The organism is Prauserella sediminis, assembly GCF_014195435.1.
GTDB classification, from domain to species: domain Bacteria; phylum Actinomycetota; class Actinomycetes; order Mycobacteriales; family Pseudonocardiaceae; genus Prauserella; species Prauserella salsuginis.
Window position 1 is genome coordinate 1,505,047 of the sequence record NZ_JACIBS010000001.1, and the last position, 26,224, is coordinate 1,531,270.

The 26,224-nt window shown below is 68.6% G+C and carries 31 protein-coding genes and 2 tRNA genes; 22 read left to right on the top strand and 11 right to left on the bottom strand.

The annotated features are described in order from the left end of the window. Positions 1 to 42 precede the first annotated feature (42 nt). The 3 genes from FB384_RS06760 to FB384_RS06770 all read left to right on the top strand — a co-directional run bounded on the left by FB384_RS06760 (position 43) and on the right by FB384_RS06770 (position 3,598). Positions 43 to 1,125, top strand: coding sequence for an S-(hydroxymethyl)mycothiol dehydrogenase (locus FB384_RS06760; protein ID WP_183780322.1), 1,083 nt, complete (start codon positions 43 to 45; stop codon positions 1,123 to 1,125). A 65-nt stretch (positions 1,126 to 1,190) separates the two neighbouring features. Further along, positions 1,191 to 2,081: a methylenetetrahydrofolate reductase gene (locus tag FB384_RS06765; protein ID WP_183780325.1), complete on the top strand. Its 891-nt coding sequence runs from the start codon at positions 1,191 to 1,193 to the stop codon at positions 2,079 to 2,081. Between the two features lie 692 nt (positions 2,082 to 2,773). Further along, positions 2,774 to 3,598, top strand: a complete 825-nt coding sequence (locus tag FB384_RS06770) for an SAM-dependent methyltransferase (RefSeq protein WP_183780328.1) — start codon at positions 2,774 to 2,776, stop codon at positions 3,596 to 3,598. Between the two features lie 496 nt (positions 3,599 to 4,094). Here the strand turns inward: FB384_RS06770 and FB384_RS06775 are convergent, their stop codons facing one another. The 3 genes from FB384_RS06775 to FB384_RS06785 form a co-directional block, all read right to left on the bottom strand. Beyond that, entirely contained in the window at positions 4,095 to 4,361 is a 267-nt protein-coding gene (locus tag FB384_RS06775) for a hypothetical protein (RefSeq protein ID WP_183780331.1), read from the bottom strand. 527 nt (positions 4,362 to 4,888) lie between these two features. Then, the gene (locus FB384_RS06780) at positions 4,889 to 5,071 is read right to left on the bottom strand and encodes a hypothetical protein (protein ID WP_183780334.1); all 183 of its coding nucleotides are present in this window, start codon (positions 5,069 to 5,071) and stop codon (positions 4,889 to 4,891) included. Between the two features lie 8 nt (positions 5,072 to 5,079). Next, positions 5,080 to 5,853, bottom strand: coding sequence for a GntR family transcriptional regulator (locus FB384_RS06785; protein ID WP_183780337.1), 774 nt, complete (start codon positions 5,851 to 5,853; stop codon positions 5,080 to 5,082). A gap of 119 nt (positions 5,854 to 5,972) precedes the next feature. Between FB384_RS06785 and FB384_RS06790 the strand changes: the two genes are divergently transcribed. The 15 genes from FB384_RS06790 to FB384_RS06855 all read left to right on the top strand — a co-directional run bounded on the left by FB384_RS06790 (position 5,973) and on the right by FB384_RS06855 (position 14,266). Beyond that, a complete protein-coding gene (locus tag FB384_RS06790; protein WP_183780342.1) occupies positions 5,973 to 6,356 on the top strand; it encodes a hypothetical protein in 384 nt (127 codons plus the stop codon). A 645-nt stretch (positions 6,357 to 7,001) separates the two neighbouring features. Then, positions 7,002 to 7,169, top strand: coding sequence for a hypothetical protein (locus FB384_RS06795; RefSeq protein ID WP_183780345.1), 168 nt, complete (start codon positions 7,002 to 7,004; stop codon positions 7,167 to 7,169). 1 nt (position 7,170) lies between these two features. Then, positions 7,171 to 7,341, top strand: a complete 171-nt coding sequence (locus tag FB384_RS06800; protein ID WP_183780348.1) for a hypothetical protein — start codon at positions 7,171 to 7,173, stop codon at positions 7,339 to 7,341. Continuing rightward, a complete protein-coding gene (locus FB384_RS06805) occupies positions 7,338 to 7,607 on the top strand; it encodes a hypothetical protein (RefSeq protein WP_228725974.1) in 270 nt (89 codons plus the stop codon). Before FB384_RS06800 ends, FB384_RS06805 begins: the two co-directional genes overlap by 4 nt. A 7-nt stretch (positions 7,608 to 7,614) precedes the next feature. After that, positions 7,615 to 7,797, top strand: coding sequence for a hypothetical protein (locus FB384_RS06810; protein ID WP_183780351.1), 183 nt, complete (start codon positions 7,615 to 7,617; stop codon positions 7,795 to 7,797). 144 nt (positions 7,798 to 7,941) lie between these two features. After that, positions 7,942 to 9,309, top strand: a complete 1,368-nt coding sequence (locus tag FB384_RS06815) for an FtsK/SpoIIIE domain-containing protein (RefSeq protein WP_183780354.1) — start codon at positions 7,942 to 7,944, stop codon at positions 9,307 to 9,309. Further along, on the top strand, positions 9,309 to 9,509 hold the full coding sequence (locus FB384_RS06820) for a hypothetical protein (protein ID WP_183780356.1): 201 nt from the start codon (positions 9,309 to 9,311) through the stop codon (positions 9,507 to 9,509). The genes FB384_RS06815 and FB384_RS06820 overlap by 1 nt, the downstream gene beginning before the upstream one ends. Positions 9,510 to 9,564: 55 nt before the next feature. Then, the gene (locus tag FB384_RS06825) at positions 9,565 to 9,786 is read left to right on the top strand and encodes a hypothetical protein (protein WP_183780358.1); all 222 of its coding nucleotides are present in this window, start codon (positions 9,565 to 9,567) and stop codon (positions 9,784 to 9,786) included. Then, positions 9,783 to 10,205: a hypothetical protein gene (locus FB384_RS06830; protein WP_183780360.1), complete on the top strand. Its 423-nt coding sequence runs from the start codon at positions 9,783 to 9,785 to the stop codon at positions 10,203 to 10,205. Before FB384_RS06825 ends, FB384_RS06830 begins: the two co-directional genes overlap by 4 nt. Then, the gene (locus FB384_RS06835) at positions 10,202 to 10,453 is read left to right on the top strand and encodes a hypothetical protein (protein WP_183780362.1); all 252 of its coding nucleotides are present in this window, start codon (positions 10,202 to 10,204) and stop codon (positions 10,451 to 10,453) included. Before FB384_RS06830 ends, FB384_RS06835 begins: the two co-directional genes overlap by 4 nt. Next, positions 10,450 to 10,707 (top strand): hypothetical protein, encoded by a 258-nt coding sequence (locus FB384_RS26760; protein ID WP_228725975.1) that lies wholly within the window; start codon positions 10,450 to 10,452, stop codon positions 10,705 to 10,707. Before FB384_RS06835 ends, FB384_RS26760 begins: the two co-directional genes overlap by 4 nt. Before the next feature lie 59 nt (positions 10,708 to 10,766). Further along, positions 10,767 to 11,450 (top strand): DUF2637 domain-containing protein, encoded by a 684-nt coding sequence (locus FB384_RS06840; RefSeq protein ID WP_323985146.1) that lies wholly within the window; start codon positions 10,767 to 10,769, stop codon positions 11,448 to 11,450. A 92-nt stretch (positions 11,451 to 11,542) separates the two neighbouring features. After that, positions 11,543 to 12,907 (top strand): replication initiator, encoded by a 1,365-nt coding sequence (locus FB384_RS06845; RefSeq protein ID WP_183780364.1) that lies wholly within the window; start codon positions 11,543 to 11,545, stop codon positions 12,905 to 12,907. Continuing rightward, a complete protein-coding gene (locus FB384_RS06850; protein ID WP_183780366.1) occupies positions 12,879 to 13,055 on the top strand; it encodes a helix-turn-helix transcriptional regulator in 177 nt (58 codons plus the stop codon). Before FB384_RS06845 ends, FB384_RS06850 begins: the two co-directional genes overlap by 29 nt. Further along, on the top strand, positions 13,055 to 14,266 hold the full coding sequence (locus FB384_RS06855; RefSeq protein ID WP_183780368.1) for a tyrosine-type recombinase/integrase: 1,212 nt from the start codon (positions 13,055 to 13,057) through the stop codon (positions 14,264 to 14,266). Before FB384_RS06850 ends, FB384_RS06855 begins: the two co-directional genes overlap by 1 nt. A 92-nt stretch (positions 14,267 to 14,358) precedes the next feature. Here FB384_RS06855 and FB384_RS06860 read toward each other — a convergent pair. From FB384_RS06860 to FB384_RS06885, 6 genes are all read right to left on the bottom strand, one after another. Beyond that, positions 14,359 to 14,431: transfer RNA gene (locus FB384_RS06860), tRNA-Arg, on the bottom strand. Positions 14,432 to 14,493: 62 nt separating this feature from the next. Then, a tRNA-Ser gene (locus tag FB384_RS06865) sits at positions 14,494 to 14,583 on the bottom strand. A 424-nt stretch (positions 14,584 to 15,007) separates the two neighbouring features. Next, the gene (locus FB384_RS06870) at positions 15,008 to 17,059 is read right to left on the bottom strand and encodes an acetoacetate--CoA ligase (RefSeq protein WP_183780371.1); all 2,052 of its coding nucleotides are present in this window, start codon (positions 17,057 to 17,059) and stop codon (positions 15,008 to 15,010) included. 10 nt (positions 17,060 to 17,069) lie between these two features. Beyond that, positions 17,070 to 17,828, bottom strand: a complete 759-nt coding sequence (locus FB384_RS06875) for an ESX secretion-associated protein EspG (protein ID WP_183780374.1) — start codon at positions 17,826 to 17,828, stop codon at positions 17,070 to 17,072. Between the two features lie 6 nt (positions 17,829 to 17,834). Next, complete coding sequence (locus FB384_RS27070) at positions 17,835 to 19,190, bottom strand: PPE domain-containing protein (protein WP_183780377.1); 1,356 nt, start codon at positions 19,188 to 19,190, stop codon at positions 17,835 to 17,837. Continuing rightward, positions 19,187 to 19,696 carry a hypothetical protein gene (locus tag FB384_RS06885; RefSeq protein WP_183780380.1) on the bottom strand — a complete coding sequence of 170 codons (510 nt, stop codon included), beginning with the start codon at positions 19,694 to 19,696 and terminating at the stop codon, positions 19,187 to 19,189. Before FB384_RS06885 ends, FB384_RS27070 begins: the two co-directional genes overlap by 4 nt. 216 nt (positions 19,697 to 19,912) lie before the next feature. On the opposite strand from FB384_RS06885, the gene hisC reads away from it, so the two are divergent. Next, positions 19,913 to 21,007 carry a histidinol-phosphate transaminase gene (gene hisC / locus FB384_RS06890; RefSeq protein ID WP_183780383.1) on the top strand — a complete coding sequence of 365 codons (1,095 nt, stop codon included), beginning with the start codon at positions 19,913 to 19,915 and terminating at the stop codon, positions 21,005 to 21,007. Here the strand turns inward: hisC and FB384_RS06895 are convergent. Then, on the bottom strand, positions 21,004 to 21,969 hold the full coding sequence (locus FB384_RS06895) for a ketopantoate reductase family protein (protein WP_221212658.1): 966 nt from the start codon (positions 21,967 to 21,969) through the stop codon (positions 21,004 to 21,006). The genes hisC and FB384_RS06895 overlap by 4 nt on opposite strands. Beyond that, positions 21,966 to 22,757 (bottom strand): sulfite exporter TauE/SafE family protein, encoded by a 792-nt coding sequence (locus tag FB384_RS06900; RefSeq protein ID WP_183780387.1) that lies wholly within the window; start codon positions 22,755 to 22,757, stop codon positions 21,966 to 21,968. The genes FB384_RS06895 and FB384_RS06900 overlap by 4 nt, the downstream gene beginning before the upstream one ends. Positions 22,758 to 23,007: 250 nt before the next feature. On the opposite strand from FB384_RS06900, the gene FB384_RS06905 reads away from it, so the two are divergent. The 3 genes from FB384_RS06905 (at position 23,008) to FB384_RS06915 (ending at position 26,031) form a co-directional block, all read left to right on the top strand. Further along, on the top strand, positions 23,008 to 23,505 hold the full coding sequence (locus tag FB384_RS06905; protein ID WP_258936508.1) for an ATP-binding protein: 498 nt from the start codon (positions 23,008 to 23,010) through the stop codon (positions 23,503 to 23,505). Beyond that, positions 23,502 to 24,296: a SigB/SigF/SigG family RNA polymerase sigma factor gene (locus FB384_RS06910; protein WP_183780393.1), complete on the top strand. Its 795-nt coding sequence runs from the start codon at positions 23,502 to 23,504 to the stop codon at positions 24,294 to 24,296. Before FB384_RS06905 ends, FB384_RS06910 begins: the two co-directional genes overlap by 4 nt. A gap of 145 nt (positions 24,297 to 24,441) precedes the next feature. Further along, complete coding sequence (locus FB384_RS06915) at positions 24,442 to 26,031, top strand: adenylate/guanylate cyclase domain-containing protein (protein ID WP_323985147.1); 1,590 nt, start codon at positions 24,442 to 24,444, stop codon at positions 26,029 to 26,031. The last annotated feature ends 193 nt before the right edge of the window (positions 26,032 to 26,224 follow it).

The window sequence follows — 26,224 nt, forward strand, 5'->3', positions numbered from 1 at the left end:
GGTAGCAGGACGAGTCCGTACGAAGGCGAATGGGAGCAACCAGTGACCGAAGTGCGCGCAGTGGTGGCCATGGGTGAGGGAAAGCCCGTCGAGGTCACCACGATCCACGTTCCGGATCCCGGTCCCGGTGAGGCAGTGGTGGACGTGCGGGCCTGCGGTGTCTGCCACACCGATCTGCACTACCGCGAAGGCGGCATCAACGACGAGTTCCCGTTCCTGCTCGGCCACGAGGTTGCCGGCACGGTGGCAGCGGTCGGCGAAGGCGTGCACAACGTCGAACCGGGCGACTTCGTCGTGCTCAACTGGCGTGCGGTGTGCGGCAACTGCCGGGCCTGCAGACGCGGTCGCCCGCAATACTGCTTCGACACCCACAACGCCGACCAGCCGATGACCCTGGCCGACGGCACCCCGCTGTCGCCAGCGCTGGGAATCGGCGGATTCGCCGAGAAGACCTTGGTGCACTCCGCACAGTGCACCAAGGTTGGGCGGTCGGGGCGCCCGGCGGTGGCCGGACTGCTGGGTTGCGGCGTGATGGCCGGTATCGGCGCCGCGGTCAACACCGGTCAGGCCGGGCCCGGCGATTCCGTGGCGGTCATCGGCTGCGGCGGCGTCGGTGACGGAGCCGTGGTCGGGGCGGCGATGGCAGGGGCGCGGCGGATCATCGCGGTGGACACCGACCCCAAGAAGCTCGACTGGGCGTGCCAGTTCGGCGCCACCCACACCGTCAACGCTTCCGAGGCCGACACCGTCGAGGCGATCCGTGAGCTCACCGGCGGCAACGGCGCGGACGTGGTGATCGACGCGGTCGGGGTGCCCAAGACCTACGAGCAGGCGTTCTACGCCAGGGACCTGGCCGGGACCGTCGTGCTGGTCGGTGTTCCGGATCCGAAGATGCGGCTGGACCTGCCGTTGCTGGACATGTTCGCCCGCGGCGGCACGCTGAAGTCCAGCTGGTACGGCGACTGCCTGCCGGAGCGGGACTTTCCGATGCTCACCGAGCTCTATCTGCAGGGCCGGTTGCCGCTGGAGAAGTTCGTGACCGAGGAGATCTCGCTGGACGGGGTCGAGGCGGCATTCGAGAAGATGCACCGCGGTGAGGTGCTGCGTTCGGTGGTGACGTGCTGATGGCGCTCCGGCCCGATCACGCCGCCGTGCCGGGGAAAACCTCCCCGGACGGCAAGGTGGACGCGATGTCCGCACGCATCCCCACATCCGGCGGAGCGTCGTCCTCGACGCAGCCTTCCGCACGTCACCGGGCAGCGCTGGCGGGGACGCTGCGTAACGCCTCCTACGAGGTGCTGCCGTTCCGCAGCACCGAGGACAAGGTGCTCGCCCACGTGCCGCTGGACGTGCCGCTGACGGTCACCGCCACCGAGGCGAAGGGCATTGAAACGACCGTCGAGCTCGCCGTCCGGTTGAGCAAGAACGGCTACCGGATCGCCCCGCACCTGCCCGCCCGGCTGATCCGCGACCGCGCTGAACTCGACGACATCGCCGCGCAGCTGCTGGAGTCCGGGATCGAGCGGATCTTCGCCATCGGCGGGGACGCCGCCGAACCCGCCGGGGAGTTCGCGGACGCGGAGAGTCTGCTGATCGCCCTCGCCGAAGGCGGGCACGCCTTCCGCAACGTGGGTATCGCGGGCTACCCCGAGGGGCACGGCAAGCTGTCCGACGCGGTGATCGACGAGGCGCTGCGCGCCAAGACCGGCCACGCGCACGAGATCATCACGCAGCTGTGCTTCAACCCGGACACCACGATCGGCTGGGCCCGCGGGCTGCACGCCGAGGGCATCCGCACCCCGATCCGGGTGGGCGTGCCGGGCTCGATCAACCGCCAGAAGCTGATCCGCGTGTCGGCAAGTCTCGGGCTCGGCCAGTCCGCCCGCTTCCTGGCCAAGCAGTCCGCCATGCTCTGGCGGTTCTTCCTGCCCAACGGCTACCGCCCGGACAAGCTGATCACCAAGCTGGCCGACCAGATCGGCCGCCCCGACAACGAGCTCGCCGGCATCCACGTGTTCACCTTCAACGACCTCGCGAGCACCGAACGCTGGCGGCAACGGTGGCTCGACCGGCTGTCCTGAGTGCCCACCCAGGTGGCCGGGTAGCTCGCCGAGATCCTCGATCGATTCCTATCAGGACATGTGGCCACCTGGGGAGGCGAGGCACGTGTCACGAAGCAACCGGTCGTTCGCGTCACATCGACACCGCAGTGGTGCACGATTTCCCATGCATCCACTATGACCGTGAATCAGGCCCACGGACACAGTTCACAATGGACAACTGTGCGCACTTCGTGCCCATCGTGTCCCCATCCCGTCCAGGTGAACATCATTGTCATCTGCACAGGACGGCTGGCGGTCGGGCCGTGAGGGATCGGCATCCTACGGGGGCCGGTCACGGCATAGCAGGCCACCAATGCCGAGCTGTCGCCCCAGGACCGGAACCGGGAACGGCCCTGACGATCGGCATCGCCCACCTCACCCGCGACCCCTTCCGACGCCTCCGGTCCGTTCGCATTGTTCCGCTCTCCGGGCGACACTCGGGCCGAACATGAACTGATCGTTCTCTCCTCCGACGTGCCGTCGGAGGAGGATCGCAGGTCCGGCCGCCGACACTGACCGGGAGACGACATCGATCGGGCCCGCCGACCACGTCACCAGATCCGAGCGAGACTGTCGCCGCCTACCCCACGGGCGGTGCAAACCACGGCGGCCGAGGGATCGCTTCGCCCACACGTGTGTGTGGGCACGATCAGATCGACTACCCTCAGCCCATGCCCGAGGAACGTGCACCCATCGACACCGACCGGCCGAGCGCCGGCCGCATCTATGACTACGTCCTGGGAGGTCGCCACAACTACGCCGTCGATCGAGTGTTCGCTGAGCAGCAACTGCGGGAGCTCCCACAGATGCGCATGGGGATGGTGAACAACCGCGAGTTCCTGCGCAGGGCCGTGCGGTATGCGGTCGAGTCGGGCATCCGGCAGTTCGTCGATGTCGGGAGCGGACTACCGACACAGGGCAACGTCCACGAAGTGGCCGACGAGGTCGCCCCTGGCGAATGCCGCGTGGTCTATATCGACAACGAACCGATCGCCCACGCGCACGCGCAGATCCTGCTCGAAGACACCGCCGATCCCGAACGGCATTACGCGCTCTTCGGCGACTACTTCGACGGGCCCGAACTCTGGCAACGGGTACTCGACGAGGGCGCCATCGACCCGGACGAGCCGATCTGCCTGCTGATCGTCGCGCTGCTGCATTTCATGCCCGACGAGCACCAGCCGGAAGCGCCGCTGGCCTACTACCGCGACCAGCTACCGCCCGGCAGCCTGCTGGCGCTGACCCACATCAGCCTGAACGTCGAAGACGACGAGGTGCAGAGTGCCTTCAAGACGATCGCCGGACAATACACCAACCGCGCCACTCTGCCACTGACCCAGCGCAGCCGGGACGAGATCGCCGGATTCGTCGGCGATTTCGAGTTCGTCGAACCCGGCCTCGTATGGCTACCCGACTGGCGCCCGGACACCACCAACACAACCGACGCTGCCGAGTCGAACATCGTCGGCGGCGTCGCACGCAAAACCAAGAAGTGAACGACACGCCAGGTCAGCAACACGCTCACCGGGCCTCGGCGGCCCGGTGAGTTTCGCAGCGCCACGACCCGAACACGGCGTTGCCGTACTCGCCGGCAGCTCGCGGCGTGCTCGCTCGCTACATCGGACTCCGGGCTTGCGGAGGAGGACCTCGAGGCAGTAGTCCAGGTCGAGCTGGACATCGCCCTTGGTCATCAACCGTTCGTGGCGTGCCACCACTGCCTGGCCGTCGTAGAAGGCTACTTCAGTGATCAACAATATGATCTCGAAAAGCAAGAAACCCCCTGCGCACAGGGGGTTTCTTGTGGTGCGCGCCTGTAGGGATTCGAACCCCAAACCTTCTGCTGTTCACTCGCGGTCGCCGACACCTGGGAAAATAGACCCTGACCAGCAAATTCGGCCTGATGCGGCTGTCGTCGCTTGTCGTTGATCGCCGCCCTCTGCGGCTCTCATGTGCAATGAGTCTGCAACGCCTATCGCGATGTCAGCCGAGTTCTCAATCAGCGTCGTTGGTCGCCGGTTCGTCGTCGGCCCAGTCTTCGTAATCCCCGATGGGCGTGGTGCTTGTCTGGTCGGCCCAGCGGTAGTCGAAGGTCATTCGATGTCTTACCTCGGCCACGCCGCCCTCGAGTAGCTCCCTTGTGGCTGCGTCCGTCGCGCTCTTCACCGCGGCGTCATACACAGCGTTAAGGCGCTTCGGGCTGGCTTTCCTGTCTGCGAGTTCGAACTCGATGTTGATCGTCAGGACCTTGCGTGTCGCCATGCGCTGTTTGTCCCTGTCTGTCAACTATGGGGAGTTCCCATAATTGATTAGTCGCAGAACAAGCGCCGGCGTTACAGGTCGTTGTCTCCCCTTCAGAGTGGGTGGCCCTTGTGCCATCCCGTCGACCTGGCGTAGCCCGATCACGCTGTGTCAAGGGTGCAACCTGCGTCGGGTCCGGCGGCTGAAGTTGCCAGGCTTGCACCCTTGACGCTGCGTGATAGCCCTCTGGGAGGTCGTCGGGATGGCACACGCCCTGGGCCGCCCACGGACCGCAGCGCACGTCGCTTTCCCGGCCATCCCGGAGACCTGCCTGTCCGGCGAGGACATCTTCTTCTTGTTTGGCGCGCTTCCGGTCGATTGGGCCTGCCTCGCGCCCCGGCCGATCCGCGCGGGGACCGGCGCCAGCCGCACGCCCCGCGCGGAGGCTTGGCCGGGGCATGGATGGCGAGGCCCAGCGGCGCCGGCAGGCGCCGCCTTGAACAAGAAGAGAAAGTCTGAACACAGCCTCTGCGCTGGGCGGTTGCGGGCTAGGAGTAGTCCGGGCGATCGATAGGCGGGAGAGGCTGGCGGCAGCGGTAGCAGGTGAGGTCTTCGATCCCGATGGCCTTCTCGCCGCAGTGCGGGCAGCCTCCTGGGCGAGCGGGGACCACTTCGCCGAAGTCGGTGATGATCTCGACCGGGTCCGGTTCCTCGGGGGTGGCGGCTGACATCGCGCCTCCTAGCGGGGCCTGTCCATGATGTACCGGAACTCGTAGCGGTCCGACGCATACACGATATCTGCTGCCTCGATCGCCGTGAGGTCGTCGCCGTCCTGGGTGGCTCGGACGGTCTGGCGGATCTCGACGACGGGGACCTCTGGTGCAAGGCGGAGGTCGTCGCGCTCTTCCGGACTGGGTTGGCGAACGAGGAGATGTTCTTCAACCTGCTCGACCGTCCACCCGATGGCGGCGAACCGTGCGTTCAGACCGTCGTTGCCGTGCGGCCCCTCGTGGGGGTGCGCAATAGGGGTCCCCGCCGTGACCGCCTGGGGTTCCCACGACGTTGAGACGGCGACCGGGTGTTCTCCGGCCGAGATTCGGTAGGTGGTTGCGGTGACGGCGTCGCCCTCTTGGATCTCTAGCCGTTGGGCAATCCATCGCGTCGCCGTCACGGTCTCCGTGGAATGTTCCGACGTGGGCCGCAGCCCGGCCCGCTCCGTCTCCTGAACGTACGTCCGCTCGCGGCGCTGGAAGTAGCGCTGTGGAGCCGTGCGGATGAGCCGCGTGTTGTCGGCGACGTACGTCGCTTTCCCGGGAACCGCATAGACCACGCCTTCGCTCTTCAGAAGGTTCAGCGCGTTCTTGGCGGTGATCATGCTGACGTCGTATTGCTCGCACAGACTCGGCGCGCTCGGGACTTGCTCTCCGGGCTGCAGCGTGCCTGCCCTGATCTGTTCGCGAATGGTGCCCGCGATCTGCATGTACTGCGGAACGCCCTTGCTAGTGCTGGCCATCATCTCTCATCACTACTCCATACGAGTGAGCTACTTGGTATCGTTTGACATACCTAGTCTGTCGTTCCATACTAGGTATGTAACGAGATACCAAGGTATCACGCAACGAGGAGGACGACATGAGGAACATCCCGGTGGACCTGGGCGGGTTCAAGCTGATGGTGTCGGAGGCGCCGGTCGTGAAGACGCGTGAGGACGAGAACGGCAACGTCGTTCCGGTGACGAACTACGAGGACGGTTCGCAGCAGTTCGTGGTCTCGCTCTTCGCGAAGCGCAAGCCTCGGCCGGATGGGGGCCGCGTGGGTAAGGGCGAGGAAATCAAGGTCACGCTGGCGACGGACCCGGGGGACGAGTTCGACGAGGGCATGTACGTGGAGCTGATCGACGCCACTGCTTCGCCCTGGGGGATGAAAGACCAGCAGGGGAACGTGAACTCGGGCCTGTCGTTCAAGGCGGCCGGGATGAAGCCTGCCGGGCTGGGTGGCCTGTCGTCCGCCGCGTAGCTCGGCGCCTGGGCCGGTAGGTGTCCGGCCCCGCGGGTGCCCCCCGGCTCGCGGAAAAACAATCACCTTGGAGTGCTGCCCAGAATTTCGGCTGGCGGCCCGTTTTCGAGTCGGGCCAGCGCGCTCAGTTGTTCTTTGAGAATTCCAGAGTGGGCCGATCCATGCCAAAAAACGCGCCTAATTCGTGGTGGCGCGCCTTGACTCCCGGCGTTTTTCTCCGGGGGTCTTGGGGTTCTACCACGCGGAAACAATGGGAAGGGTGTGATGGGAAATGGCGGGTGGAAACGGTGTGTGCACCTTTGATCCGAACGGACCGGGTCGGTGGTCGCGATGAGTGCCGACGTCAGTGTGATCCACCGGAAGGCGTATCGATCCTGGTGGGATGGCCGCATTGTCGGCCTCTGCGGCGCTGTGTCGCAGGCTGGCGAATGGGAGTACGTCTGGGTTCGCTGGTGGGGCGAGGAGCGTTGCTTGGAGTGCGAACGCATCCACAGGGACAGGGGCGAGTGATGGGTAAGCATGTGTGTAGTGCGAATTTCTGGCTCTCTCCGACTGGTATTGCGACGTGCAATGTGTGCGGCGCGCAGTGGCCAATGTGACCCGGTGAAAAGTTCCGAGACGCAAAGAGAAAGGGCGGTATGGGTGATGAGTTCGAGGCCGATTCAGATGGCGCGGATGGTGCGCCGGTGGGCGTCGCTGTTGGAGCGCGACCGGCAGAGCGCACTGTCCGAACCGGCGAGTGACTGGGCGTGGCAGGCCGGGTTCTGCGAGGGCCTGCGTCACGCCCAGGACGTGATCCGGAAGGGGGCGTGACATGAGCCTGGGTGCACTGATTCAGGACATCGACGCGGCGTTTCAGCGGTTCTCCGAGGACGATCCGGATCCGAAGGTGCGGCAACGGGCGGGAAGGTCGATCGGCCAGACGATCGGGTTGCTGGCACAGCTGAGCTGGGAGACCGAGAACGACACAGAAAGGCGAGGATGACCATGGAGATGCCTGGTGGGAACAAGCGGGCGATGGAGCGTTACGGCCAGTTCGTCTCGGCGCTGGATCTGGTCGCTGAGCAGTTCGACGAGATCGACAAGCTGATCGACCGGGTGGGCAAGGGCACGACCGAGTCCGGCTTCACTGTGCCCTCCCGCGACGAGCTCAAGGGCCTGCGGGCCAAGGCGTTCGGCGAGCTGGAGCAGATGCGGGCGACGGCGAAGAAGTACGAGGCCGAACTGGTCTCCAAACCGTGGAAGGTGTGAACAAGGCATGTCGCATCAACTGGACCGCGTGGTCGACGACACCGACAACGCGCTGCTGCAGCTCCGGCGGGCGACGCGGGGCATCCCGGTCAGCGCCAACGGCTTCCGGCAGCACCACAACAAGGCAGCACGGGCGATCGCCGAACTGATGACAGAGCTGATCGACGCCCGGTCAGCGATCGACAAGTAACCCCGGCAACGACCACGACAACAACACAACGACTCGACATCAACAACAGCGTTTGGCTGGACCGGCTCCATCTGGGTCCGGCCAAACATGGCGGCACCCCGGGGTGGGGCCGGTCCTTCCTCTTGGAAGGGACGGAACAACACCATGAAGACCCCGGATTCGAAGCGCCGCACCGGCCGCGAGATGAAGGCCGCGCTCTGGACCGCCCGGCACCCCGGCTCAGTCCTGACCCCCGCATCGGTGGTCACCGCGGGCACACAGTTGGGATGGACCACCACCGGCATGATCGCCGGTGGCGCTACGGCTGGGCTGTGTGGCTGGTACCGGGCCCATCCGGCGACGTTCGACCACTGGGCTGCGCCGCGGATGCGGGCGTGGCGGCGCCGCTGGTCGGCCTATCTCGGGCCGCGCTGGCACAACGCCCTGCGGGCCTGTGATCTGTATGTGGTGCATCGCAAGTCGGGCGAGGAACAGTTCCCGCGGATCATCAAGACCCGCTCCTACTCGCCCACGGTGGACACGGTGTGGGTGCGCATTCCGCAGGGGATGTCGGCCCGCAAGTTCGAGGCCAACCTCGACGAACTCACCGAAGCGCTCCGCGCCCGCCGTGTGGCGGTGGAAAAGGTCAAGCCCGGCGTCCTCGGGCTGGTGATCGAACGGGACGAGCCGTTCACCGAGACCATCGACGCCCCGGACATGCCCGACGAGCCCGACGCGGTCGATCTCAAGAACGTGTACGTGGGCGAGACCGAGTTCGGCGCGGACTGGCGCCTCCCGGTGCTGGGCCAGCACACCTTCATCGCGGGCGCCACCGGTGCGGGCAAGAACTCGATCCCCATGTCGCAGCTACGGGCGATGGCTCCGTTGATCCGGGACGGGCTGGTGCGGCTGTGGATCTGCGATCCCAAGCAGATGGAGTTCGCCAAGCTCGAAGGGATCGCGCACCGCTACGCCACCGACGAGAACGACTGCTCGGAACTGGTGGATGAGTTCGTCGACGACCTGCAGCGGGTGCAGCGCGAGTTCTCCGAAGCCGGCACGCGCAAGTTGGAGCTCTCGCGGGTCACGCCGCTGAACGTGCTGATCATCGACGAGATCGGCTCCCTACTCGCCTACGGCGACGGCACAGTGGCGCGGAACCTGCGCAAGAAACTCGCGATCGTCACCTCGCAGGGACGGGCTACCGGGCACAGCGTGACCGCGTTGGTGCAGGAACCGACCAAGGACACCGTCCCGGTGCGGGAGCTGTTCACCATCCGCATCTGCCTGCGGGTCACCGCGGCGGCGCAGGTGGACATGGTCCTCGGCGAGAACGCCCGCCTCCGCGGCGCGCTGGCCGATGAGATCCCGAACGCCCAGGAAACCGCGGGCATCGGATACGTCATCCGGCAACGCTCCCGCACCCCCATGCGCGTCCGGGCCGCGTACGTGGCCGATCACGAGATCGACGAGCTGGTCTCGTTCGTCCGCGCCGGATGGGGCACCGGCCAGCACCTGACGGCGGTGGCCTGATGAGCACCCGTCACGACCTGCACGACGACGTGTTGCGCACCTTGCGCGAGGCATTGACGGCTGCGGCGGCGTGGCACGACGCGACCCCCGACCCATCCCGGGCGAGCGGAGGCACCGATGACGAACGGATGGTGCAGCGGATCCGCGTGTGGAACCTGATCTCCGACGCCCAAGACATTGCCGGGCAGGCCCGCCCCTAGCCGGGGCACCTGTCCACTCAGGACTACGACAAGACAAGAGAGAGAGGAACACGCCATGTGGCGTTGGGGATTTTTCGTGTGGCGGGCGTGGCTGGTGGGCAAGTACGCCGTCCCCGCCCTGCTGCTGCTCTGGGTGATCCATACCGCGCAGGGCTTTTCACCACTGTTCTGGAGCGCGGCCGTGGTCTTCGGCTGCGTCGGACTCGGCCTGTGGCTCGGCGTGGCAGAGCTGCGCGACCGCGAGTTCGGCAAGATCGGAAAGGACAAAATCCGATGAGCACACAGCACGACGACGCGCAGGCGGAGCTGTTCGCGGTCGACACCCCCGCCCCGGCCGCACCGAAGCGCCGCGGGAATATTCGGCCGACCCGGCGCCCGGCGCAGATGTTGGCGGTCAAACCGCACGTGGCACGCGAGGTTCTGGCCGAAGTCGCCGAACGCCGGTTCGGGATCGTCGACCAGACCGACCGGGTCGCTCGCATCGACGCCGATTGCGGTGTCACGCAAGCCTCCGAAGAGGACATCGTGCACCACCTGATCACGCAGGACTACGTGGAGCTGTGCCCGATGCGCGACACGTTCACCGGCCACACCGCCCGCTGGTCACGGCCAGTCTCCCCGCTACGGCTGACCAAACGCGGCCGCAACCTGCTCGATCGCTGGTCGGCACTGGCCCCGGTCGGTGATGGCCGATGAGTGTGAAGCAGATCGAGTCCTGGAAGTTCGAGTACGGCCAGGAGATCAACCGGCTGCTGGACGAGCGCAGCGACCTGTTCCGCGCCTACTACGCCGCCGAAGATCGGGCGGCCGCGCGGAGGGTGTGCGCCGATCTGGCCGAGTGGTACCGGCGGTTCGCCTCCCTGCTGGACCTGGAAGGCGAGGCGGCCCGCCGCACGGCACAGCAGTTCGACGACGGCACCGACCTACCGAGGAGAGATCGATGATTGTAGGACTGCACCCCGCGTGGCCGTTCGAGCACGGAGATCAGCTCGACGGCGTGATCAACGAATATCCGGATCTGTTGCACGCCTACTACTTCGGGCGCAGCGACGATTTCACACACCGCAGGGCATGCATCGACATGGCGGAGTGGAACCGTCGTACGGCGGCCGTACTGGAAGCCGAGGCCGAACACAAACGCCGCGCGGTCCAGATGTGGGAGGACCGAGCCACCGATCCGAACTGGCGGAGCACGTGAGCCCGCCAGGCCCCAAAGCCGCGGGACATCCGCGGCTGGTGAACACCGTCCGGATCGCAGTGGCTAGCGTCCTCGGCGGCATTGGTGCGGCGGCCGGGTTCACCCATACCCATGAGTGGGCCGTCCATCATGGGCAAACCGGGTGGCTGGCGTGGGCAACCGCGGTGGTCATCGAGGGCATGGCCGTCGTCGCCGGGTTCGAGATCCAGCGCGATCACGCCCGTGGGCAAACCCGCAAGGTCACGTTCCCGATGGCGGTGCTGGTGGCCGCCTTCGGCATCCAGATGGCCGCCCAGGTCGCCCTGGCCGAACCGAGCGTGGCCGGGTGGATCGTGGCCGCCATGCCCGCCCTCGGGTTCCTCGTGGTGGTCAAACTGCTCATGCGGACAACACCCACCCCGGAACCGGAGGCACCGGCACCGGCAGCACAGCCCGAACCGGAACCGGCAGAACAGGCCGATCCCGAACCGGAGTCCGCGGAACCGGCAGAAGCCGATCCTGAACCGGTGCGTGGTGCTTATCCTGCGCCTGCATCGGAACCACAGCGGCCGTCATCGATTCCGCGGGTAAAGCTGCCGCCCGAGCTGGCAAGCCGTCTCGACGGACTGGTCGACACCGCCCGTTCTGAGGGCCGCGAGCTCACCGCCGACGAGATCCAAACCCAGATGCGCCTGCCGAGGGACATGGCCGCGCGCATCGCCGACCAACTCACTACCCGCAACGGACATCCAGTCCTGAGCTGACCAACACCGCACGCACGGGGCGGGGCATGGCCACACGTTGGCTGTGACCCCGCCCTTTTCGCGTGCACGACCGAAAAGGGGGCCTCTGCTCGATGGAGACACTGGACGACCGGCTGGCGCACCGGCTGCGCTCGACCGGCTATGGGCAGTGGCGGGCCAAGGTGCGCGCGGTCAACGGCTGCGCCCAACCGGTCCGCCTCTACGGAGCACACCAGCTCCAAGACACCCGCACCGGACACGTGCTGCACGATCACGCCGGGCACATCTTCGCCCCCTGCGGGAACCGGCGTTCGTCGGTGTGCCCGTCCTGCTCGGACCGCTACGCCGCCGACGCCTTCCACCTCGTCCGCGCCGGACTGTGCGGCGGCACCAAGGGCGTGCCGGAGACTGTCGCCGACCGGGCCCGGGTGTTCGCCACGCTGACGGCCCCGTCGTTCGGCCGGGTGCACCAAGCCCGGAAGACCTCCAGTGGGAAGCGCATCCCGTGCGGCTGCGGCGAGGTCCACCCCGACGCCGACCCCCGCGCCGGAACCGCCATCGACCCCGACGCCTACGACTACGTCGGCGCGGTGCTGTGGCAGGCCAACGCCGGCATCCTGTGGCAGCGCTTCACCATGCGCCTGCGCCGCGAGATCGCCAAACGTGCCGGGATCCCGGTCCGTGACCTGCGTGATCACGCCCGCCTGTCCTACGGCAAGGTCGCCGAATACCAGCGGCGCGGTCTGATCCACTTTCACGCCGTCGTCCGCATTGACGGCCCCGAGGGTGCCACGGATCCGCCTCCGGCGTGGGCGACCCCGGACCTGTTGGAAGACGCTCTGTTGGCCGCGGTCGCGGCGGTGTCGGTGCGCATCGCCCGTCCGGATGGGGCGCCGCTGGTGCTCGAATGGGGCGATCAGGTCGACGTGCGCCACATCGAAACCGGCGACACCGGCGACACCAACCGTGGTCGTGTCACCGATGAGGGCATCGCCGGATACATCGCCAAGTACGCCACCAAGGGCACCGGCACGAGTGAGGCCGCCGACCGGCCCATCCGCTCGCAACGCGATATCGACCATCTACGGATCTCCGAGCATCACCGGCGGATGGTGCAAACCTGCTGGGACCTCGGCGAACTGGCCGAATACGCGGAACTGAACCTGCGCCGCTGGGCACACATGCTCGGCTTCCGCGGCCACTTCCTCACCAAATCCCAGCGCTACTCGACCACCTTCCGGATCATCCGCGGCGACCGGCGCGCCTACCGCCACGCCCAAACCCTCGAACGCCTCGGCCTCACCGAGCAGGCCGACACCGTCGCCGTGGTCAACGACTGGCGCTTCGACGGCACCGGCTACCGCGACGACGCCGAACGCGAACTCGCCGCCGGCATCGCCGAACGCATCCGCCACGACCGCAAAACCAAGTACAGCGAGGAGTACCACCGTGAACAACAAGCTGCTCAGCATCGATGACGTCGCCGACTACCTCGGCATCCCAAAAAACACCCTCTACCAATGGCGCAGCAAGGGTTACGGCCCCACAGGACGCCGCGTCGGCAAATACGTCCGCTACCGCGCCGACGACGTCGACGCATGGTTCGACAACCAGGAGGCGATCTGATGGCACGCGTGTGGCTCTACGACCGAACTCGGGAGAAGGCGTATCGCGACGCCGTAGCGCGCGCCAAAACGGCGGGCCGGGTGCCTCCTGGGCGCTGGCAGGTGCGCTACTACGACCGGCGAGGCAAACTCCGGGCGGAGACGCTGACGACCAAGAGCAGGGCTCAGGATCGCCGGTCGGACCTCGAAGTGTCGTTGCAGGCTGGCACCTACGTCGATCCGGCAGTGGCAAAGGTTCGGTTCGCCGAGATGGCTGAGAAATGGCTGGAATCCCGCCACGACGTACAGCCCTCGACGTGGTGGAAGTACCGCGAGCTGCTCGACACTCACGTCCTTCCGCAGTGGGGTGATCTTGCCCTGGCCGACATCGACGGCGAGGACATCGGGCTGTGGGTCGGCAAGCTGATCAAGGCGCGGGACGAAGGCGGTTCGGGGCTTGGTCCGGCACAGGCCCGTCTGGCTTTCCGGGTTCTGTCGATGGTGCTCGGCTGGTGCGTGCCTCGCCGGCTTCGAGTCAATCCGGCGCAGGGTGTGAAGCTCCCGGTGCTGCCGGAGGCCGAGCACATCTACCTGACGTATGACCAGGTGGAAGCCTTGGCCGATGCGGCTAGCGAGCTGCGGACGAAGTACAACCAGGCCTCGGCGTGCTCGTCGATCAACCGGCCGCTGATTCTGCTACTGGCCTACACCGGCATGCGCTGGGGCGAGGCTGCCGCACTGCGCGTGCGGAACGTGGACCTGGTGAATCGGCGAGTGCGTGTCGCGGCGACCCTCTACGAGGTCAACGGCAAGCACGCGGAGGGCATGCCGAAGGGCGGCAAACGTAGGACCGTGCCCATCCCGGCGTCGGTAGCCGACGAGCTTCGCCCGCTGGTTGAACATCGGGACCCGGACTCACGCGTGTTCACGACGACACGGGGCAACGCTCTGAGGAAGAACAACTGGCGCACACGGGAGTTCCTCCCTGCTGTAGCTGCGGCGAAGATCGACGTGGAGGGTTTGACTCCACACAAGCTGCGGCACACCGCGGCGTCGCTGGCCATCGCCGCGGGGGCAGACGTGAAGGTCGTACAGCAGATGTTGGGGCACGCGGATGCCTCGATGACGCTCAACGTGTACGGGCACCTGTTCCCTGATCGTCTCGACGAGGTCGCCGACATCCTCGACAAGCGACGGGCCGAAGTCGTTGCCGAACGGCAGTCCGCCGCTTGAGGCGACGATCCCGATGTGCACTGCATGTGCAACGCACCCGGATCTGCATCGCGCAAAGAAAGACCCCCAGGCCTGTGACCTGGGGGTTTCTGCGCGCCTGTAGGGATTCGAACCCCAAACCTTCTGATCCGTAGTCAGATGCTCTATCCGTTGAGCTACAGGCGCATCGTTTTCAATTGTACCCGACGGCTTGCCGGGTCCGACGCTCGGGGTGTTCCGAGTGTCAGCGGAGGCTGCGGGATTTGAACCCGCGAGGGAGGGTTACTCCCAACCGCATTAGCAGTGCGGCGCCATAGACCGGACTAGGCGAAGCCTCCCGGGTCGGTCGCGACCACTGCCGTCATAGTTTACGCATGCCCCATGCCAGACTTCCAGCCACCCCCCTTTCGCGTGCACGACCGCACCGCGATGTCCGTGACCTGCGTGATCGCGATTTGTGTAGATCGGCTCGCGCAGACCCACAGGTGGGTGCGGGGTCGGCCCCTCGGTCTCACCGCGCCCGTCGCGGCCCGCCTCACCGCGGCCACCGAGCAGCAGCGACCACGGCGAGACCTCACCTCCACGGACGGCAACGGCGCTACAGGACACGCGCGAGGACGCAGTCGTGCGGCAGCGCGGACGATGACCGAACGCAGGACTAAGCGCAGAACACGCGGGTCTAAGCGCAGAACACGCGGGTCTGAGTGCAGGACACGCGGGTCTGGGTGCAGGACACGCGCTCCCGAACGCAGGACACGCGGGTCAGGAGCGTTCGGCGTACTCCACAAAGGCCGTCAGCGCGTCCGGGTTGGCCAGCGCGTCACGGGACACGGCACGATCCGGATCGGCACCGGAGAGGATCTTCTTCACCGGCACCTCGCACTTCTTCCCGTTCAGCGTCCGGGGAACCGCGTCGACCACCACGAACCGGTCCGGCACGTGCCTCGGCGACAACGCCGCGCGCAGCTGTTTCCGCAGGTCCGGCTCCAGGTCCTCCAGGGTCACACCCTCCGCGAGCACGAGGAAGCACACCAGCTCGCCCTCCTCGCCCGCCGCTGACGTGTCGATCACCAGCGAGTCCACCACCGCCTCGTAACTCTCGACGACGCGGTAGAACTCGGCGGTGCCCATCCGCACGCCGCCGCGGTTGAGCGTCGAATCGCTGCGGCCGTAGATGATCGCCGAACCGCGCCGGGTGATCTTGATCCAGTCCCCGTGCCGCCACACACCGGGGAAGTCCTCGAAGTACGCCTCGCGCAGCCTGCTGCCGTCCGGGTCGTTCCAGAACATCACCGGCATCGACGGCATCGGCTTGGTGACCACCAGCTCGCCCACCTCGTCGACGACCGCGCGCCCGCTGTCGTCGTAGGCGTGCACCGCCGCGCCCAGGCTCCGGCACGACAGTTCACCCAGCCACACCGGCACGTCCGGAGCCGAACCGACGAACGCCGTGCACAGGTCCGTACCGCCGGAAACCGAACAGATCTGCACCTGTGGCCCGATGGCGTCGGCGATCCACCGGAAGCCCTCCTCCGACAACGGAGCCCCCGTCGATCCGATCGCCCGGAGCGACGACAGGTCCAGGTCCTCGGCCGGCTTCAGGTGCGCCTTCAAGCAACTCTGCACGAACGGCGCCGACGTGCCGAACACCGTCACGCGGTGCCTGGCGGCCAGCCGCCACAGCGCACCCAGATCGGGGTGTCCGGGGCTGCCGTCGTACAGCACCACCGTCGAACCGACGAGCAGCCCGGAGATCAGGAAATTCCACATCATCCAGCCGGTCGTGGTGAACCAGAAGAACCGCTCACCCGGCCCGAGATCCTGCTGCAGCGCGAGGGCCTTCAGGTGTTCGACCGTGATGCCGCCATGCCCTTGCACGATGCCCTTGGGCAGACCGGTCGTGCCCGACGAGTACAGGATCCACAGCGGGTGGTCGAACTCGACGGCGTCGAACGCGAGCTCGGCACCGGCATGCGCCGCGAGCAGGTCGTCCCAGCCGCGGGCGCCGGACATGGTGCCGCCGCCCTCGTAGTCGATCAGCACCGTCGAGCCGAGGTCCGGCAACTGCCCGACAAGTTCGTCGACAGTGGGGCGGATGTCGAAGGCGCGCCCGTTGTAGCGGTAGCCGTTGACCGCGATCAGCACCTTCGGCTCGATCTGCGTGAACCGGTCAGCCACCGCGCGCACTCCGAAGTCCGGCGAACACGACGACCAGATCGCGCCGAGACTCGCCGTGGCCAGGAACGCCACGAGGGTCTCCGGGCAGTTCGGCGCCAGTGCCACCACGCGGTCACCCTTGCCGACGCCCAGTTCCCGCAAGCCGGCGCGCGCCGCCGCCACCTGGCCGCGCAGCTCGCCGTACGTCAGCTCCCGCTCGAGGTCGTCCTCCCGCGTGAAGATCACCGCGATCTCGTTGTCGGCCTTCGCCGCGCCCGCGACCCCACCGGTCAGGGCGTGCTCGGCGTAGTTCAGCGTGCCGTCCGCGAACCACGTCGTGCCCGGCATTTCCGGTTCCGCCAGCACCCGGCCCGGTTCGTCGTGCCAGATCACACCCAGATACTCGGCGACGGCCGACCAGAAATCGCCGAGGGACGTCGTCGAGAACTCGTGCAGCTGCGCATAGTTCTTCGTGGTCACGCCGCGCTCGTCGGCCAGCCACCGGCGGAAATCCGCCACTCGCGTCCGCTCGACCTGCTCCGGCGTCGGCGTCCACAGAACCTCGGGGATGCCGCTGCCGGCAGACGTGCTGCCTCCTGATGTGCGGGTGCCTTCCGGTGCGCCCGTGCTCGTGGCGTCGCTGCCCTGCGTGCTCATGCCCGCGACCTTAGGTCAGATCGTCGACCATTTCCTCGGCCATGCCCCGCAATCTCGCCGCATCGGCAGGCGTCACGGTCACCCAGTCACCGAGTTTGCGCAGCGCGTAGCGGCCGTGCTCGGTATCGACCCAGTTCACGGTGCCCGGCGTGCGTCCCCGTGTGCGCGAGGTCGCACCGACGTACCCGCCCGCGCGCCTGCCCTCGATCGCGCGCAGGAACATCGACGCCTGCGACGACCGCACCCCGGCCTCGGCCAGCGCGTCCAGGAATCCGCTCGCGCCCTCGTGGTCACCCGCGCGGCACGCCCGCCGGTAATCCGCGTAGCCGACGTTCGCCGGCGCTCCCGAACCTGCTTCGACCTCCGGCAACGCCCCGAACATCGTCGGAATCAACTCGGCCGGCCGCACCGGCCCGACGAGTACCTCCTGCCCCGACGTGCGCGCCGCCACGGCGCCGCGCTCACGGATGACGCCGTAGGAGCGGAAAGAGGTGTCGGCTCCCGATGCGTTCAGGTCCACCGACACGTCCGGAGCGGCCAGCGTGCGCAGCAGGTCCGCGAGGTCACGGTCCGGCGAGCGCACCGTGCCCAGTCCGCGGTCGGCGAGCGACTCGTCGGCCAGTGCGATCAGTTCCGCGCGGTACGACTCCGTGGCCCCGGCCCGCGGCACACCGAGCACGGTCGGCATGTCACCGAGCTCGAGCGTCCGCCACAGCAGGTAGAACTCGCCCGGGTGGAGCGTGATCCATCCGGAAGCCTCGTCACGCACCCGTTGTCACTCGTCCCCGCGCCAGTTGCGTTCACCGATGACCGGCGGCACGACCTGACCCACCGGCATGCCCCAGACGTCGTCCTCCTCCTGCAGGTAGGACGGCGAGTTGTGCTCGGCCTCCTCGTCCTGGTTGGGCCGTGTGCCCGCACCGCCCATCATGCCCATCGGCGCGCCGCCGGCACTGCGCGCGGCACCGGCGGCCGACGCGGCCTGCCCGCCGCCGGCACCCGTCGGCGCACCCGCCGCACCGGCACCGGTCTGCATCCCGGATGCGGGCGCGCCACCGGTGGCTCCCGCCATCATTCCCGACGCCGCGCCCGCGGCCAGCGGCGCCGCGACGACACCGGGCGTGAATCCACTGCCACCACCGGACGGCTGCGGCCCGACCTGATGCGACGGATCGGTGCCAGGGTCCTCCGGCGACGGCGCGGGCTCGCCCGGCTCGCGCGGATCGTCCTTGATGATGTCCTCGCCCGGCATGACGAACTGCGGCACACCGCGGAACACGTTGCCCGATTCGAGCTGGTAGGTCCGCATCACCTGGGCTGCCTGGCGGTGCAGTTCCTCGCGCTGCTCGGTGGTGGAGATCGGGTCGAGCGGCAGCTCGGCCGCGTCGGCGAACCCACCACCCCCGCCACCGGAGCCCGCACCGGCGGACCCCGCGGAACCGCCGAGCCCACCGGAACCGCCGAACCCGCCGGAACCGGAGGGCCCGCCACCCAGCGCCCATCCGCCGTCGCCGGGACGCCGCCCCGCGGTACCTCCCGTACCGCCGGAATCGCCGTCACCCAGCACGTCGATCTCCCCGGGCAGCCCGGCACGCCGGCCGGTGTCCGCATCCGGGCCGCCGAGGGCCACGACGTCGTCCCCGTCGTCGTAGGGCGCGAACTCGTGCGGCGCGATCGGCTCGGCCGGCAGCATCGGCGGCCGCCACGGCCACGGATACGACAACAGCGGAGGCTCCGGCATGTTGTTCTTCGCCCACTGCGCCAGGTGCGCCTGCGCCTGGATCGCCGTGCCGACGCCGTGACTGTCCCGCGCGGTCTGATCGGTCCACGTCGACAGCTGTTCGACGCGCTGGCGGGCCTGGTCGACGCCGCCGCCCTGCCAGCCTTCCGCGGCATCGCGCAACGCGGTGCGGAGGCTGTCGCCGATGTCCTGCAGTTCGGCGCCGAGCTTGGCCCACTTGTTCGCCACCTGCTCGGCCGTTTCCGCGTCGACCCCCATCGTGGCCATGCGGTGCAGTTCCCGGTGCGGCAGGGCCTGCCAGTCGAACTCCGATTCCAACGCGTCCTTGCCGGGCGGCGGACCCTCCGGCTCCCGCGGCGGCCACGGCAGCGGCAGGCATTTCGCGATCACTCGAACCTCCCGATGCGCTGCAGGTCTTCGCCGGCCTCCTCGTCGGCCGTGGTGATCATGCCGGCCGCGGCGCGCACGATGCCCTCGAGCTTCTCCAACTGCGCGGCGTAGGCCTTGAGTACGGGCAGCGCGGCGTTGGCGTCGCCCTCCGCGGCTCCCCGGAGCCGTTCGGCAAGCGTTTCGCCGACGAAGTTGTCACCGAACCGCAGCGGCGCGGCGATGTTCTCGCCCGCGTCGGCGATGAGCCGGTGGACGTGCCCCTGCAGCTGCATGAGCGTCGCGAGCAGGTTGTGGGCGGCGCCCTCGTCGAGGCGCAACTCGCCGCTGTCGATCTGCTCGCGGACCTGGTTCAGCTCCTCGGCCACCGGGACGAGCCTGTCCGCCGCACCACCGGCGAAGTCCAACGCAGGCGCGGTCGGCGGCGCGCCGACAGGGCCGGCGCCGTCCCCAAGGCCGACCGGCTGGCCCGCCGCGCCGTCGTCGCGCGCCGTGCTGGGTTCGGTCACGATCACACCCCCGGTCGACTAGATGTCCGTCACTGTAACTGTGACGCACTCGGCTGCCGACCGGTTCGCACGATTTCGCATCCCTCGACCAGCAGGACTCGGGCCGCGTTAAGTTGAGGTGACACCACGCGGCCGACCGCGTGGAACCGGCCTGCGGAGCGATCCCGCAGACCGGACCCGCCCGCACAACCGGATCGAGAGCAGGGAGCCCTCACCGTGTCCAGCGCATCCCAGTCCCCGGCGGACCCGTCCGCGCCGCAGCTCCGCACCAGGCCCGACCTGGAGAGCCTGCCCGCCTACGTCGCGGGACGGACCGTGCCGGGAGCGGTGAAGCTGGCCAGCAACGAGACGCCGCTGGGACCGCTGCCGAGCGTCGCCCGCGCCATCGCCGACGCCGCCGCCGAGGTGAACCGCTACCCGGACATGGTGTCGACGGCCCTGACCGAGCGGCTCTCCCGCGAACTCGACGTGCCCACCGAGCGGATCACCGTCGGATGCGGATCCGTGGCGCTGTGCCAACAGCTCGTGCAGGCGATGTGCGCGCCCGGTGAGGAAGTGGTCTACGCGTGGCGCTCGTTCGAGGCCTATCCGATCGCCACGCAGATCGCCAACGCCGCGGCCGCCCCGGTGCCGCTGGACGAGGGGCACGTCCACGACCTCGACGCCATGCTCGCCGCGATCACCCCCGCCACGCGCCTGGTGTTCGTGTGCAACCCGAACAACCCGACGGGCACGGTCGTCGGAAGGGAGGCGCTCACCCGTTTCCTCGACGCCGTGCCGTCGCACGTGCTGGTGGTCCTCGACGAGGCGTACCGCGAGTTCGTGACCGACGACGACGTGCCCGACGGCGTCGAACTGGCCCGCCACTACCCGAACGTGCTCGTGCTGCGGACGTTCTCCAAGGCATACGGGCTCGCGGGCCTGCGCGTCGGATACGGCGTCGGCCCCGCCGAGGTGATCACGGCACTGCGCAAGGTCTACGTGCCGTTCAGCACCAACGCACTGGCCCAGCGCGCGGCGATCGCCTCGCTCGACGCGGCCGGCGAACTGATGGAGCGCTGCCGGGCGATCATCGCGGAGCGGACGCGGGTCGTGGCCGCCTTGCGGGACACCGGGTTCGAGGTGCCGGAGACGCAGGCCAACTTCCTGTGGCTGCCGCTGCGCGAACGCACCGGGGAGTTCACCGAGCACGCCCTGGAACACAAGGTCGTCGTGCGCGGCTACGCCCCGGACGGCGTGCGCGTGACCATCGGCCAGCCCGAGGAGAACGACATGCTGCTGGCCGCCGCCCGCGCGTTCCCGCTCGGCTAGCGGGACGCGGAACCTGCGGCTGGCGACACGGCGGACAGCAGGGACAGCAGCGTGCGGTTGGCGCCGACGTCGATGCCGTGCCGATCGCCGAGACGGACGACGGTGCCCGTCAGCCCGTCGTGTTCGAGTGGCCTGCCGGCGTCGCGGTCCTGCAGCATCGACGTGGTGCTGCCGGGCGCAAGCGTTTGCAACCAGGTGAGGACGTCCCGGGCGTCGGCGTCGGTCAGGCGGGCACCCTCGGCGTTCGCGACGGCCACCGCCTCGGTCAGCACCCGCATCGCCAGCTCCGCGACCTGCTGCTCCGCGAGCACCTCGACCCGCCGCCCCGTCAAGGCGGTGATCGGGTTCGCCGAGACGTTGGTGAGCATCTTCCGCCACGCCGCCGTGGCGAAGTCCGCCGACCGTTCGACAACCAGGCCCGCGCCGGCCAGCAGATCGGCCACCGGCGCCGCCTCGTCGGTTCCGGGGACGACGAGATCGCAGTCGCTGCGGCGCGTGCGCACGACACCCGGCGCGACCCGTTCGGCGTTGACGTAGACCAGCGCGGGCACGACAACCCCCACCGAACCAACCCCCACCGAACCGGCCCCGCGGTGACTCCCGCCGGCTCCGCCGATGAGCGGGCCGACCCGTTCGGCCTGGTCGACGCCGTTCTGCGCCACGAGGACGTCGCCGCCGGTCGAGGTGAGCGCCGCGAGCCAGCCCGCGGCACCGCCGGTGTCGTGGATCTTCGTGGCGAGGATCGTCAGTGCCACCGGACCGACGTCGGCGGGCTCGGCCGCCCAGCGCACGGGATACGTCGCCGTGCCGCCGGCGCCGACGACCTCGATGCTCGACAGCGGCCTCCTGCCGCACGCCACGACGTCGTGCCCGGCCGCGGCCAACGCCCCGGCGAGGGCCGTCCCGACGGCTCCCATCCCGACGACCGCGACCGTCACGCCGCCGGTCACTCCCGGGTTCACAGCTGCTGCACCACCAGTTGGACGGCCGCTGCCGCGCCGACGACGACGATCACGCCGCGCAGCACGCGGGGCGGCAACTTCCTGCCGATCTTCGCGCCCAGCTGCCCGCCGATGACCGACCCAACGGCCAGCAGCGCCACAACCGGCCAGCTGATCGGCGCGACGAAGGCGTACACCGTGCCCGCGACGATGTTGACGGCCGCGGACAGCACGTTCTTGATGCCGTTGAGCGTCTGCAACGGCAGGGTCATGAGGATGCCCATGACCGCCATCAGCATCACGCCCTGCGCAGCGGTGAAGTACCCGCCGTAGATGCCGATCAGGAAGATCAGCGTCACGAGCCCCACGGCGCCCTTCGCGGACGTCGATCCGCCGTCGGCGTCGTCGACACCCGCACGCTGCCGTCTGCGCGTCACCCACGCCGACACCTTCGGCTGCACCAGCACCAGCACCAGCGCCAGCACGATGAGCACCGGAACGATCGTCTCGAAGGCATCGGGGGGCAGCGACAGCAACAGGATGGTCCCGACCACGGCGCCGAGCACCGATGCAGGCAGGAACGACAGCAGCACACGCCCGTGGCCGCGCAGTTCGTGGCGGTACCCGATCGCGCCGCTGACACTCCCGGGCGCGAGCCCGATCGCGTTCGAGGTCGTCGCGGTGACGGGCGGATAGCCGAGCGCCACGAGCACCGGGAACGTCACCAGCGTCCCGGAGCCGACGACGGTGTTGATCATCCCGGCCCAGACGCCGGCTATCGCGATGAGAACGGCATGCCACCAGATCACCCGGCGACGATAGGCCGCCCCGGTGGGCCGCCGTCCCCCGCGGGCACGCAGGCGTGGCGGGACTCACCGCCTACGACGTTTCCCACTCACGGCCACGGGTAATCCTGCCGCGGGCCGCAGGCGGAGTGAACGCGTCGTGCGGACTGAGTGACGAGGAGGTACAAGTGGGTGACAGACGGTCACGGTCACCGGTCATCATCGAGGCAAGACACCCATGGCCCGAACGAGGCCCGTCCCCACTGAGGTGAAAGTGACAGAGACAGAGTCGACAGGGCGCGCGCAACCGGCCGGCGGCGAGCAGCAGGACGTCCTCGCCGCCGAGAACGACATCGAGGTGCGCCTCGGTGCGAGCCTGACGCACCTGCCCATCGTCCGGTCGATCGCGGCCAACCTCGCCGTCCGCGCCGACTTCGACATCGATGCCATCTCCGACCTGCGGCTAGCCGTCGACGAGGCCTGCTCCACGTTGATCACCAGCGCCGAGAACGGCTCCGCCATGCAATGCCGCTTCACGATCGAATCCGACGAGCTCCGCTTCCACGGCACGGTCCCCTCCTCGGACCGGGAACCGCCCAGCACGGCCTCGTTCGGCTGGAAGGTCCTGACCACGCTCGCCGACTCGGCGACCACGTGGCTCGAACCGGCAGCCGACATCTCGCCCGACGGCGCGGCACCCGGCGACGCGCCCGACGGAACCCACGGCCGGGTGCACGTCGAAGTGACCAAACGAAAGCCGACGCTTACGTGACCGAATCCACCAAACGCGGATCGCGTGGTTCCTCCGAAGACTACGAGCACCTGATCCCGCTGTTCGACGAGCTGGTGACGCTGGAGGAGAACGACCCCCGGCGCGCCGAGCTGCGGGAGGCACTCGTACGCGGGCACCTACCGCTGGCCGAGCACATCGCCCAGCGATTCTCAGGACGCGGCGTGGCCAAGGAAGACCTCGTGCAGGTGGCGCGCGTCGGCCTGATCAACGCGGTCGACCGGTTCGACCCCCGTCGCGGCTCGGACTTCCTGTCGTTCGCCGTGCCGACCGTGATGGGCGAGGTGCGCCGCCACTTCCGCGACACCGGCTGGGTGATCCGGGTGCCGCGCCGGCTCAAAGAGCTGCACCTGTCGATCAACAGCGCGAGCACGCAGCTGTCGCAGCGGCTCGGCAGGGCACCGACGCCGAGCGAGATCGCCGAACATCTGGGCATCTCGCAGGACGCCGTGTTCGAAGGACTCGACGCCGGTAACGCCTACCACTCGATGTCGCTCGACGAGGTGCTCTCCGGCGAGGTCGAGAACCTCGCACTCGGCGACACCCTGGGCGAGGAGGACGCCGCGCTGACCGGCGTCGAGAACCACGAGACCCTGCAGCCCCTCGTGAGGCAGCTTCCCGAACGGGAACGCAAGATCCTCGCCCTGCGCTTCGTCCACAACCTCACGCAGACCCAGATCGCCGAGCAGGTCGGCATTTCGCAGATGCACGTCTCCCGCCTGCTGGCCCGCACCCTCGCCAAACTCCGGCAGGGCCTCGCCGACGAGACCTGACCGCGCATCCGCAGGCCCGGCTGCCGTGATCGGCCCCGACCACCCGCCTGCCACCGGTCCACCGCCCGTTCTAGCGCCGCTCTCGTCGCTCGCTTTCGCGCCGCTCACTTTCCCGCCGCCCGCCTCTGCGCCTTACCATCGGCCCGTGCCCCGACCCCGGCTCCCGCAGCGGCTGCGCCCCGTACTGCGCACCAGCCTCGGCCTCGCCGCGCTCGGCTTCTGCTCGAGCTTCTTCGGCGCGGGCGTGGTGTTCCTCGTCCTGCTGCTCCAGGGAGTTCCCGAGGGCGCGCAGGGCACCGAGTGGATCATCGCGGTCGTCGCGGCCGGGTACGTACTGCTCTCGGTGCTGGTCGGCACGACGTGGGCGGTGTTCCTGCAGCGGCGCACCGTGGTGTGGTTCGTCCTCGGCAACACACCCACCCGTGACGAGGCGCGCCGTGCGCTGCGACTGCCGCTTCACCTGGCCAAGGTCAGCGGAACGCTGTGGCTGGGCGGGATCGTGGTGCTGGGCACGCTGACCGCGGTGTTCGGCACGTGGTTCGACGCGATGGGTGTCGCGTTGGCGATCGGGCTGGGCGGGATCGCGACCGTCGGGCTCAACTACCTGGCGACCGAGTGGGTGGCCAGGCCGCTGCTGGCGACGGCGCTGCGCTCGGTGCCGCCCGGCGAGTCGCTCGCGACGACGGTGCTCGCACGGCTCGTCGTGACGTGGCTGCTCGCGAGCGGCGCGCCCATGATCGGGGTGCTGATCCTGGTGCTGCCACCGGACCTCGGCGGTGATCCCCAGTACAGCCTCATCACGCTGTCCATTCTCGGGCTGCTGCTCGGGGCGGCCGCGACGTTCCTGCTGGCGCGTTCGGTCGCGTCGCCGCTGCACCGGCTGCGCGACGCGCTCGGCGAGATCGCCCGCGGCCGCCGCGACGTGGCCGTCGGCGTGGACGACGCGAGCGAGATCGGCATGCTGCAGGCGTCGGTCAACGACCTGACCACGGGCCTGCGCGAACAGGAACGCATGCGCGACCTGTTCGGCAGGCACGTCGGCGACGAGGTGGCGCGGCACGCCCTCGAACACGGCGTGTCCATGTCCGGCGACGTGCGCGTGGTGACGGCCCTGTTCGTCGACGTGGTCGACTCGACCAGCCTCGCCGCGGAACTCGCGCCCGACGAGGTGGCACGCAAGCTGAACGGCCTGTTCGCCGCGGTCGTCGAAGCGGTCAGCACCCACGGCGGCCTGGTCAACAAGTTCCAGGGTGACGCGGCGATGTGCGTCTTCGGCGCGCCCACCCGCCACGCCGACCCGGCGACGTCGGCACTGCGCACGGCACGGGCGATCCGCGACGCCGTCACCGCGTCCGGCGAACTCGACCTGGGCATCGGCGTCGCGACCGGCCCCGCGTTCGCGGGCCAACTCGGCACCGCGACCCGGTTCGAATACACCGTGATCGGCGACGCCGTGAACGAGGCGGCCCGGCTCACCGAGCACGCCAAGCACGCAGACGGGCGCATCCTCGCCAGCCGGGCGGCGCTCGACGCCGCGTGCGACGCCGAACGCGGCCTGTGGCACACGTACGAGACGTACCAACTGCGCGGCCGCAGCGAACCGACGGAGACCTGGTCGACCCCGCCCGGTGAGGCAGCGTCACCGGCCGCTCCGCGCTCCCTGTCGGAGACCGAACCGCGCCCGGCCGCGGGAGCGGAGCCACACGTGGCGCCTGCCGACCACGGCCGGACGTAGTGACCGGGGACGTCAGTTGCTCGACGTCGCCGCGAAGAGTCGCCGGTAAGCCTGCGGGGTCTGACCTGTGCAGCGCTGGAAGTGCGGCGCAGGTTGGTACCTGTTCCCAAACCGCCCTCGCACGTGGCTCCTGCGCCGTGGTCGGTGCGGATCAGGTGCAGACACAGATCGATGCCCGCCGCCACCCCGGCCG